The sequence below is a fragment of the Paenibacillus sp. UMB7766-LJ446 genome (genome assembly GCF_030226665.1).
GTDB classification, from domain to species: Bacteria; Bacillota; Bacilli; order Paenibacillales; family Paenibacillaceae; genus Paenibacillus; species Paenibacillus vandeheii.
The window spans coordinates 18,534-30,278 of record NZ_JASOYM010000027.1 but is presented as its reverse complement, the minus strand read 5'-3'; the positions used below and the strand labels follow the sequence as shown (position 1 = coordinate 30,278).

8 protein-coding genes and 1 tRNA gene are annotated in these 11,745 nt (G+C 50.2%); 8 read left to right on the top strand and 1 reads right to left on the bottom strand.

The features are described 5' to 3' along the window. Positions 1-80: 80 nt before the first annotated feature. The 8 genes from QP794_RS32840 to QP794_RS32805 all read left to right on the top strand — a co-directional run bounded on the left by QP794_RS32840 (position 81) and on the right by QP794_RS32805 (position 9,491). Positions 81-151: transfer RNA gene (locus tag QP794_RS32840), tRNA-Gly, on the top strand. Between the two features lie 368 nt (positions 152-519). Continuing rightward, the gene (gene iolD / locus QP794_RS32835; protein WP_285080827.1) at positions 520-2,385 is read left to right on the top strand and encodes a 3D-(3,5/4)-trihydroxycyclohexane-1,2-dione acylhydrolase (decyclizing); all 1,866 of its coding nucleotides are present in this window, start codon (positions 520-522) and stop codon (positions 2,383-2,385) included. A gap of 219 nt (positions 2,386-2,604) precedes the next feature. Next, on the top strand, positions 2,605-3,507 hold the full coding sequence (gene iolE, locus QP794_RS32830; RefSeq protein WP_285080826.1) for a myo-inosose-2 dehydratase: 903 nt from the start codon (positions 2,605-2,607) through the stop codon (positions 3,505-3,507). 181 nt (positions 3,508-3,688) lie between these two features. Then, positions 3,689-4,699: a 5-dehydro-2-deoxygluconokinase gene (iolC, locus tag QP794_RS32825; RefSeq protein ID WP_285080825.1), complete on the top strand. Its 1,011-nt coding sequence runs from the start codon at positions 3,689-3,691 to the stop codon at positions 4,697-4,699. Between the two features lie 72 nt (positions 4,700-4,771). Beyond that, positions 4,772-6,247 carry a CoA-acylating methylmalonate-semialdehyde dehydrogenase gene (locus QP794_RS32820; protein ID WP_285080824.1) on the top strand — a complete coding sequence of 492 codons (1,476 nt, stop codon included), beginning with the start codon at positions 4,772-4,774 and terminating at the stop codon, positions 6,245-6,247. A 78-nt stretch (positions 6,248-6,325) separates the two neighbouring features. Further along, positions 6,326-7,378 (top strand): inositol 2-dehydrogenase, encoded by a 1,053-nt coding sequence (iolG, locus tag QP794_RS32815; protein ID WP_285080823.1) that lies wholly within the window; start codon positions 6,326-6,328, stop codon positions 7,376-7,378. Between the two features lie 86 nt (positions 7,379-7,464). Next, positions 7,465-8,274 (top strand): 5-deoxy-glucuronate isomerase, encoded by an 810-nt coding sequence (gene iolB, locus QP794_RS32810; protein ID WP_285080821.1) that lies wholly within the window; start codon positions 7,465-7,467, stop codon positions 8,272-8,274. Positions 8,275-8,483: 209 nt separating this feature from the next. Beyond that, positions 8,484-9,491, top strand: coding sequence for a LacI family DNA-binding transcriptional regulator (locus tag QP794_RS32805; protein WP_285080820.1), 1,008 nt, complete (start codon positions 8,484-8,486; stop codon positions 9,489-9,491). Positions 9,492-9,641: 150 nt separating this feature from the next. Here the strand turns inward: QP794_RS32805 and QP794_RS32800 are convergent, their stop codons facing one another. Next, positions 9,642-11,621, bottom strand: a complete 1,980-nt coding sequence (locus tag QP794_RS32800; protein WP_285080819.1) for a methyl-accepting chemotaxis protein — start codon at positions 11,619-11,621, stop codon at positions 9,642-9,644. Between the last annotated feature and the right edge of the window lie 124 nt (positions 11,622-11,745).

Genomic DNA, 11,745 nt, shown 5'->3' with positions numbered 1-11,745 from the left:
GATGTAGCTCAGCTTGGTAGAGCACCTGGTTTGGGACCAGGGGGTCGCATGTTCAAATCGTGTCATCCCGATTTTTACATGCGGGTGTAGTTCAATGGTAGAACTTTAGCCTTCCAAGCTAATAGCGTGGGTTCGATTCCCATCACCCGCTTTTATAGTAAAACCAAAAGAGAGATGGTTCTTGCCATCTCTCTTTTGGTTTTTTTTACGTTTCCATCTGTACCTGGACACTCTTTCCACTGCTAACAAACATAATCTCAATAGTACCATTATGATTACGGAAGTATAGAGATATGAGATTATCAGATCTCCTCATTAACAACGATAGGATAGTGCACAGAAATATATTCAGAAAGTAGGGTTTAATTTTTATTTATTTAAAATGCTTACAAAAATATCTTGCCTAATCCTTCAGCCTGTAATACTATATCAATTAAGCGCTTAACCTTTAGGGGTAAAGTGCTTAAACTTAACGTAGATTAAGCGCTTAACCCGTAAAGGGAAGGGAGATGTCAATCCATGACAACAATTAGACTGACGATGGCTCAGGCACTGCTCCGATACCTGGATCAGCAATATATTTCGGTTGATGGGGTGGAAACGAAGTTTGTGAAGGGTGTCATTGGCATTTTTGGACACGGCAACGTAACGGGGATTGGAGAGGCACTGGAGCGCAGTTCTGGAAGTCTGACGTATACGCAGGGGAAAAATGAACAAGGCATGGTACATACGGCAGCGGCCTATGCCAAGCAGAAGAACCGTAGACAGATTTATGTCTGCACGACATCCATCGGCCCAGGTGCACTGAACATGATTACCGCAGCGGCAACCGCAACGGTCAATCGGATTCCTGTTTTATTGCTTCCGGGGGATAACTTTGCCACGCGTGAACCAGATCCTGTGCTGCAACAGCTGGAGGTCAGTGGCGATTATACCATTTCAGCTACTGATTCGTTCAAAGCGGTCAGCAAATACTGGGATCGCATCGTGCGTCCCGAACAGCTGATGATAGCCGCCACGCAGGCGATGCGCGTGCTGACGGACCCGGCGGAGACGGGCGCAGTAACGCTGGCGCTGCCGCAGGATGTGCAGGCAGAGGCGTACGATTACCCTGTAACGTTCTTCGCCCGCAAGGTGCATTACCTGGACCGTCGTCCTCCGGTCCAGGCGGCTATTGAACGGGCAGCGCAGCAGATTGCCCGTGGCAGGAAGCCGCTGATCATTGCTGGCGGCGGCGTGTTGTATGCCGAGGCGTCCGCGCAGCTGTCTGAATTCGCCGAGGCATTTGGCATTCCGGTTTCCGAGACGCAGGCTGGCAAGAGTGCCTTGCCGTGGGACCACCCACTTAATGTGGGAGCCATCGGCGTAACCGGCTCGCTGGCTGCCAACAGGCTTGCCAGGGAAGCAGATGTGGTAATCGGCGTCGGTACCCGTTTCTCGGATTTTACGACGGCGTCCCGATCTGCTTTTCAACATCCTGATGCGGCTTTCATTAATATTAACCTGAACGGCATGGATGCCGCCAAACTGGGCGGGGAAGCGATTTTGGCTGATGCACGGGAAGGTCTGCAAGCGTTGCAAACGGCTTTACAGAAACAGCAATACCGCAGCGGTTACGGAACATCCGAGATCGCCGAACTGCGGGATGAATGGAACAGCGAAGTGGATCGGCTTTATGGACTGCAGCACGAGGCTGGGCTGGCCCAGACCACTGCGGTCGGTGTCATTAACCGGACCATTGATCCTTCTTCTGTCATCGTGTGTGCTGCGGGAAGTTTACCCGGAGATTTGCACCGTCTGTGGCGTGCATCTGCACCAAAAACATACCACATGGAGTATGGCTTCTCCTGTATGGGCTATGAGGTAAGCGGGGCATTCGGAGCAGCTCTTGCCGAGCCTGAGCGGGAAGTGTATGCCATGGTGGGTGACGGCAGTTACCTGATGCTGCATTCTGAACTGGTGACGAGCTTGCAGGAACAGAAGAAGATGACCATTTTGCTATTTAATAATAACGGATTCCAGTGTATTCACAATTTGCAGCGGGAGCACGGAAGTGACGGGTTTGGCAATGAGTTCCGCTATCGGGAATCGGAGAGCGGACAACTGACTGGGGATTACATGCCTATCGATTTTGCAGCTCATGCCCGCAGCCTTGGAGCCAAAGCCTATAAGGCAGAGACGACAGAACAATTGGAGCAGGCGTTAAGAGATGCACGGAATGAGACCGTAACTACATTGATTGAAATTCCGGTCGTTCCCGGAACCAATGCAGGCGGATATGAGTCGTGGTGGAATGTGGGTGTGCCAGAAGTATCTACGGAAGAAAAAGTGGTTCATGCTCACCACGCGATGCAGGCAAATCGTGCCAGAACTAAACTCATTTAATTACTCATGCATGTGCATTAGTCCAAAAGTATCTTCTAACCAGCATGATATAGATGGGTATGCCTCACTCGTATATCCGTTGTATGGATCAGGTTGCTTTTTCCTCTAAACATCTTGCACCCAGGAGTGAGTTGATTCGAAATTATGCAAAATGCATCGTTCAGCACTCTGCACTGAATAATGCGAGAAATGTTGAATCATAAAAGGAGACGTGGAGCCATGAACAAGCTGCCATTTCAGCTCGGGATTCATCCGATCAACTGGGTCGGAGAGGATGTGAAGGAGCATGGTGATGCAACAACGTGTGAACAGATTCTGGATGATATTCAGCGGCTCGGACTGACAGGTACGGAGATGGGACGGAAATATCCCACGGATCCAGTCATATTGCGGGAGGAGCTAAACAAGCGCAGCATACGCCTCGTTTCCCAGTGGAAATCGGTTTTGTTCTCCGACGCGGCATATCGTCAGTCTGAGCTGGACAGCTACCGAAGACACGCAGAATTTCTGCAATCGATGGGCAGCACGGTGATTAGCACGGCGGAGGTAGGCGGCTCGCTGCATTTTGATCCAAGGCGGACACCACATGAAAAAGAAGTGCTGAGACTCAGTGAATCGGAATGGCACATCCTTGCTGAGGGGCTAAACAAAGCGGGGGCCATCGCTCGTGAGCACGGGTTGAAACTGACGTATCATCACCATGGAGGCACTGTTGTGGAGAAGCCAGAAGAGATCGATAAACTGATGGAGTTGACCGACCCATCTCTTGTTTATTTGCTCTATGACACAGGCCATGCCTTCTACGGTGGAGCAGATCCCCTGACGCTCTTGCGCAAGCATTATGACCGGATTGCCTATATCCACCTGAAGGATATCCGTCATCAAGTGCTGGACGAAGCAAGGGCAGAACAGTCTGATTTTGTGGGTTGCATCCGTAAAGGGGTATTCACGGTTCCCGGAGATGGTTGTATTGATTTTGCGCCTATTCTGCAGGAATTGATCACCCGAGGGTACGATGGCTGGGCGATGCTTGAAGGGGAACAAGACCCTGCAATTCATAATCCATATGAGTATGCGCGGAGATCTTTGCAATATATGGAGTCCCTATACCAACACAGCTGATAAAGTCATGGCAATCGGGAGAGAGCCATACCATGAGGTAAACCGGATGATGAGTATGTAAGTTTGATGATTTTTCTAACAACATTACAGAGACAAAACTTAAAACTTTAAACTTCGCAATTCTAAATAAGTTATCCATATAAACGTGCAAAATCCCATCACAGAAAGGGGTTCAAATGCAATGACCTACGTATCCTTTCCTGGTTCCAGGAAGATGGATTTCACCGCGATTGGCCGTCTGTGCATCGACTTGAATGCCAACGAGATCAATCGCCCGATGGAAGAGACAATGACCTTTACGAAATATGTGGGCGGCTCTCCGGCCAATATTACGATTGGCATGTCCAGACTCGGCATGGAAACGGCGTTTATCGGCAAAATCGCAAATGACCAGATGGGTCGATTCATCCACAGCTATCTGGAGCGGAACGGGATCGATACGTCAAATGTGGTAACAGATGATACCGGAGCGGTGACAGGGCTTGCTTTTACCGAGATCAAAAGCCCAACTGACTGCAGCATTCTGATGTATCGCGACAATGTAGCTGATCTGCTATTGCAATCGAGAGAGGTGCAGGAACAGCTGATTGCCGACTCCAAAGTGCTGCTGATCTCAGGTACAGCCCTCGCCCAAAGTCCATCGCGTGAAGCGGTATTCCAGGCGCTGACGTATGCGAAAAAGCATGGCACAGTCATTGTGTTTGATCTGGACTATCGTCCATACACATGGACATCAGCAGAAGAGACAGCGGTTTATTATAACCTCGCAGCCGAGAAATGCGATATCATCCTGGGCACACGTGAAGAGTTCGACATGATGGAGACGTTTGACCATAATCCAGACCATAGCGATCAGGTGACCGCGCAAAAATGGTTCGACTTTTCAGCTAAAATTGTGGTCATCAAACATGGCAAGGAAGGCTCCATTGCCTATACAGGTGAAGGGCTATCTCATCAAGCGGACAGCTACCCTGCGCGTGTGGTGAAAACGTTTGGTGCAGGTGATTCCTACGCGGCGGGCTTCCTGTATGGGTTGATGCAGGGGTGGACGATTGAACGCAGCATGGCGTTTGGCAGTGCGGCAGCAAGTATCGTGATCTCCAGCCATAGCTGCTCGGATGCGATGCCAACGGTGGAACAAGTGAATGACTATATTGAACGATGCAATCGGGGCGAAATTACGGTGTCCTGAAGCGTGTTGAAGTACTTGGAGTACATGGAGTAATTTGAGGCAACGCACATATAAGCGAAGGGAGACAGGGCTATGGGAAAAGGGATTTCGGAAGCGTCAGCAACAGCGACAATGGTTCAAAACTGGATCGGGGGTGCCTGGGTGACCCCGGCGGCAACCCGTACGGAGCTGGTCGTAAATCCGGCTACGGAAGAGGTCATTGCACACGTACCGCTGTCTGAACAGGCGGACGTGGATTTGGCCGTCCAGACGGCACGGGAGGCATTCCCGTCCTGGAGCGGTACACCGGTTCCCCGCCGTGCGCGGATTCTGTTCCGCTACCAGCAGCTGCTGGTAGAGCACTGGGAAGAACTCGCTCGGCTGGTCACGCTGGAGAATGGTAAAAGCTATGCGGAAGCCTACGGCGAAGTACAGCGCGGCATTGAATGCGTCGAATTTGCGGCAGGTGCCCCGAACCTGATGATGGGCAAACAGCTGCCCGACATCGCCACCGGGCTGGAGTCAGGCATGTACCGGTACCCAATCGGTGTTATTGGGGGAATAACCCCCTTCAACTTCCCGATGATGGTACCGTGCTGGATGTTCCCGCTGGCGATTGCGTGCGGTAACACCTTTGTCCTGAAGCCGTCCGAGCGCACACCGCTGCTGGCAGGCCGCCTGGCTGAGCTGTTCAAGGAAGCAGGGCTTCCGGACGGCGTGCTCAATATCGTTCACGGTGCGCATGACGTCGTGAACGGGCTGCTTGAACACAAGCATGTTCAAGCGATCTCTTTTGTCGGCTCACAGCCTGTCGCTGAATACGTCTACACCACCGCCTCCGCACATGGCAAACGGGTGCAGGCGCTCGCCGGTGCCAAAAACCACTCGATCGTTATGCCGGATGCCGATCTCGACCTGACAGTGAAGGAAATCACCAGCGCAGCCTTCGGTTCCGCCGGAGAACGCTGTATGGCTTGCTCCGTTGTTGTCGCCGTGGGTGATGTTGCTGACACGCTGGTACAAAAGCTGGTGGAAGCGGCAGATCGCATCACGATTGGTAACGGTATGGATGAAGGGGTGTTCCTAGGTCCTGTGATTCGTGGTCCACATAAGGAACGTACACTCAGCTACATTGAATCCGGAGAACAGGAAGGTGCTGCTCTGATCCGGGATGGTCGTAAAGATGAGGCGACAGGCAAGTCCGGTTATTTTGTTGGTCCGACGGTATTTGATGAGGTGCAGAGCACCATGAAGATCTGGAAGGACGAGATATTTGCACCAGTGCTCTCGGTGTCGAGGGTAGCTAAGCTGGAGGAAGCTGTGGAACTGGCGAACATTTCCGACTTTGCCAACGGGGCGTGTCTGTTCACCCGCAGCGGAGCGAGCATGCGTCAATTCCGTGAAACCATTGATGCGGGCATGTTGGGTATTAACCTGGGCGTACCAGCGCCAATGGCATTTTTCCCTTTTTCCGGCTGGAAGAAATCCTTCTACGGTGATTTGCATGCCAATGGCACGGATGGCGTTGAATTTTATACTCGCAAAAAGATGGTCACTGCCCGCTGGTAGTCACTCAGGACATAGGGCATACCCTGGCCAAGGGAAGAACGTTGAGTCCACATGGACACATACAGGGAGGATAACGGAATGGGCAAGGATAAAGTGAGAATTGGCATCATCGGCGCTGGGCGCATTGGTAAAATTCATGCAGATAATCTCCTGCGCAACCCACATGCCGAGATTGTGGGGATCAGTGATTTGTTTGCAGGACCCGAACTGGAGACGTGGGCTTCCAGCCGCGGCATTCCGGTGGTAACGACAGATAGCAGCCAGCTGATCGCCACGCCAAATGTGGATGCAGTGCTGATCTGTTCCTCAACAGATACGCATGTGCCACTGATTGAACAGGCAGCCCAGGCGGGTAAACATATTTTTTGCGAGAAGCCGGTTAGTATGGATCTTCATCAAACTCAGGCAGCTGTTGCAGCCGTGCAAAAGGCCGGGGTAAAGCTGCAAATCGGATTCAATCGTCGCTTCGACCATAACTTCAAACGTGTACGTTCACATGTGCAGGACGGAACAATTGGGGAACCGCATATTATCAAAATTACTTCTCGTGACCCGAGTCCACCGCCAGCGGAGTACATTCGGGTGTCTGGCGGGATTTTCATGGATATGATGATTCATGATTTCGATATGGCCCGGTATCTGTCCGGGAGTGAAGTAGAGGAAGTTTATGCACAGGGTAATGTGCTGATCAATCCTGTTTTTGCAGAATACGGTGATGTGGATACGGCCATTGTGACAATGAGTTTTGAAAATGGAGCAATTGGTGTTATTGATAATAGCCGCCAGGCGGTATATGGATATGATCAGCGTGTTGAGGTATTTGGCTCATTGGGCAGCGCCGCAGCTGCGAACGATCATCCGAATACGGCAGAAATTAGTACAGCGACCGGACTGATGCGAGACAAGCCGCTGCACTTTTTTCTGGAACGATACAATGAAGCGTATGTACAGGAGACGGCTCTTTTCATCGACGCGATCCGGAACGATACACCTGTCATCGTGAACGGGAATGATGCAGTTCAGGCAGAACGTGTCGCGCTCGCGGCGCGCATGTCCATGGAGCAAGGCAGACCCGTGAAGCTGCGGGAAGTCCCGGGAATGTCGGTGGAATCGCAGACGGTTGCTCCGTAGGTAGGGCCATTTTCATAACAAGTGCATTTCATCTAATAGACAGCCATAAAAATTAAGGATAAATACCGGAAGGAGTGAAAGAAAGCATGTCAGAACGTGTAGTAAAACCTGTGTCGAATCCGAAAGCAGACGGAACGTTATTGACGGTCACACCAGAGTCTGCGGGCTGGCAATATGTTGGGTTTCAGGTCGTACAGCTTGCGGAAGGACAGACTCTAACTCGTGAGAGCGGGGATCAGGAACTCTGTATTGTGCTTCTCAGCGGTTTGGCGAATGTAAGTACTCGTGAATACACGTGGGAGAATATCGGCAAAAGAATGAGCGTCTTCGAGAAAATTCCTCCGTATTCGATTTACGTATCCAGTTCAGATCGAGTGGAGTTAACAGCTCGTACCGCATTGGAGATTGCGATATGCGCGGCACCAGGTAAAGGCACGTATCCAGCTCGTCTGATTGCTCCCGAAGATGTGGGTGTTGAGACACGAGGTTATGGCAACTTGGAACGACAGATTCACAACATTTTGCCTGAACAAAAAGAAGCAGACAGTCTGCTCGTCGTTGAGGTGTTCACGCCAGATGGACATTGGTCGAGCTATCCTCCGCATAAACATGATCGGGACGCCCTACCTGACGAATCCTTGCTGGAAGAGACGTATTATTTCCGAGTACAGCCAGAGCAGGGGTTTGCCATTCAGCGTATCTACACAGATGATCGCGCTGTGGATGAGACGCTTGCAGTGAACAACGGGGAAGTTGTGCTTGTCCCGTGTGGATACCATCCGGTAGGTGCTCCTCCGGGATACGAGGTCTACTATCTGAATGTGATGGCAGGACCAACCCGGACCTGGAAGTTTCACAACGACCCGGACCATGATTGGCTAATGAATAAAAAGTAATGCAGGTAGATGGCATACTCCTATATTTTATCCTTCAAGTGAGCCAGATTATCCGATTCCATTATTCGTTATCCAGGAAGTAATCCAGGTTTGGTTCATAATTTGCTTTGGTTTCAAGTTGCGTATGCGGACTTCCCCCTGCATAATGAGAAGAAAACGATTACCTATATATAAGGAAATTTATATATAGCACAAATGGGGAAATAACAATGAAAGCAACCATATATGATATAGCACGCGAGGCGGGTGTATCCATTGCAACCGTCTCACAGGTTATTAACGGCAAAGGGAAAATTAGCGAGAAGCGGCGCGCCGAGATTATGGAGATCATGGAGCGTCTTCACTATCAGCCGAGCGCGATCGCCGCGGCACTTACAGGTAAGCAGACATACACGCTCGGACTGCTCGTGCCCGATATCTCCAATCCGTATTTTGCCGAGCTGGCCAGAGCGGTAGAGGATCGCAGTCGGCAGTTGGGTTATAGCGTCGTGATTTGCAGCACAGACAATAAGGACGAGCGCGTAGAGCGGTATCTGAATCTGCTTCAGCAAAAAAGGGTCGACGGCATGATGATCGGAACGGGTATTGATAACGCCGAAATTCTGTCCCCACTTCTGCAACAGTCCATACCTGTTGCTCTAATTGCCCGTCATATGCCGTCGTTATCGGTGCATACCGTTGCCATCGATGATAGGCTTGGCGGTGCTTTGGCAGCGCAGCATCTGCTTGAATTGGGTCATACCCACGTAGCAGTGCTGTCCGAACCGTTCAAAGTCAGCAGCAGTCAGGAACGCATACGCGGATTTCGTGAAGTATTGGAGAAGGCGGGTCATTCTCTTGAAGCGGATCAGGTGAGAGAGTCTTCTGCCGATCTGGGTTCAGCCAAAAAAGAGGCGCTCGTGCTGCTCACGGAAAAGAATAGAGCCACAGGCATTTTCTGCTGCAACGACATGCAGGCAATTGGTGCGCTTCAGGCTGCCAAAGAGCTAGGCCTGCGTGTGCCTGAAGATGTATCAATCATCGGATTTGATAATACGATTCTGGCTTCAGTAACCAGTCCACCTCTGACGACGGTTGCCCAACCTATTGAGGATCTGGGGCATCGTGCCGTTGATTTATTAATTGATGAGCTAAAAGATGAAGGTAAATCACCACAGAAAATTGTACTTAAGCCTGAATTGGTCGTTAGAGACTCGACAGGGAATGCATCAGATTAATGATGAGAACAACAGGGTCGTAATAGGAATTCCTTCGACTTTCAGGAAAAAACACTACAAAAAATAAGCATACAACTGACCATAAAACAAACATATGCGTCATAAAAAAACAAGCCGCTCACCTCTATGGGTGAATACGGCTTGTTTGAGTTAGATCTTGAACTTCTTCACTTCCTCATACAGTGCATTGGCATGCTGAGCCAGCTCATTGGAACGTTCCGAGATACTTGTAATGTAATTGAACTGTTCCTGCGTAGAAGAAGCAACCTCTTCCGTGGAAGCTGCGCTCTGCTCCGACATGGCTGCAACACTGGAAATTACTTCGGCAATCCTGCCAGAGCTGTCATCCAGCTCGGTTGTAGCAGAGGATACCAGCTGGAGCTGGCTGTCGATGCCGTCAATGGATTGCTTGATACGGGTAAACGACTCGCGCATCTCATGAACAGCAGCTACCTGCTGCTCAATACCTTGTTCAGCCGAAGTAACTTCACTCACGCTTTGACGACTTGCCGCCTGAATCTCATCCAGCAGAACAATGATATCCTGTGCCGAGTCGGAAGACTGCTCAGCCAGTTTCCGTACTTCTTCGGCTACGACGGCGAATCCGCGTCCATGTTCACCCGCTCTGGCCGCTTCAATAGAAGCATTCAGGGCGAGCAGATTAGTCTGGGAAGCGATGCCTCGAATCATGCCGACAATGTCCTCGATTTTCTGCGACTTCTCCGCCAAAAGCGTGATCGACTCACCTACGCGGTCAATGGAACTCCGATTGCCGTCCGCAAGTTCCACCTGATGATCCACGGCTTGCATTCCGGCAAGCATGGCTTCCCCTGCTTCTCGCATCATCGTTACCGATTGCTCCACACTGCGGTTAATACCGCCAACACTATTACTCATCTCTGACAATCGACTTGAACCGTCATAGACCGATTCCGCCTGTTTACTGGACCCTTGAGCGAGCTCATCTGTGGCGATGGAAATCTGCTCGGCAATGCGTTTGGTATTGTCCGTATGCTCTTCCATCTCACCCGAGATGCTTTGCACTCGGTTAGCAGAGGAGGTGACCTGCTCCAGCAGCAGACTGAGTTGAGCGGACATCTGATTGAATGCTGTACCTAACTCCGCAAACTCATCTTTACCTCTGATCTGTACCCGACCCGTAAAGTCACCATCCGACATCCGTTGGGAGGTTGCGCCCAAGGTTTTCAGCGGTTTGATGAATAGTGATGCAATCCAGTATGCTGCCGCCATAACTACGATTAGGGTAACAGCGATAATCAGAATGTAGTTGTTTCGTAATTCATAGTATTCGGAATAAGCTAATTTTTCAGAAATGACTGAGCCTACCACCCAGCCTGTGCTTGGGACTTGGTTAAAATACAACAGATAATTTTCACCATTGTAGTTAAACTTCTTCTCCCCTGAGGTGGAAGCCTGCATGTCGGCCAGCAGTGGGTTTAATTCCGCATTTTCAGAGGCCGAGGTACTTACCAGTTTCTCGTCAGGGTGAGCCAGAAGCATCCCTTTTTTATCGATTAGAAATGTATATCCCAGCCCGTCCAGATTGATTTTTCCCACCGTATCCGTAAGGGTAGAGAGCAGTAAATCTCCTGCCACGACGCCTTGTAGCTGTCCGTCTTTATTCAGGACCGGCATCGTCATGGACACCGCGTATTGCTTCGACATCATATCCTGATAGGGATCCGAGAAAACCAGTTGATCGGCCTGCTTCGCTTGTTGGTACCAGGGCCGCTCACGTGGATCATACCCCGCATCAGGTGTCCAGTCCGAACCATTCATAAAATGACCGTCTTGTTCTGAGCCATAGTAAAGATCCGACAGACTTTCTTTGTTACTGCCCAGCTTCATGATATCAAAATAATCTTCGTTCAGTTGTCCAGCCGGAATCGCTTCCTGAATTACAAACCCCAGTGTTTCCACAACTTTGGCATTGCTGCTGATCCATCCATCCAATTGGTTGGCCGCCGAGGACATTAATCCAGTTAATTTGGAATCAACATTGCGAGTGGCTTGTTTCTCTGTTTGGTATAAGCCTAGTGTTGCGAGTGGAATCGCTGTAATCAGTACAGCAGCAAGAAACATCATCATTAATTTCGGTTTAAGTTTCATCCAATCTCCCCCTTTGATGTCCCCTGCCAGTATAGGCAAAGCTGAAAGCTTATGTAGTATATCGACATTTTTTTTAAAAACATAATATCGATATTTTTCAAGTTAGTTAGCATCTCATAAAATT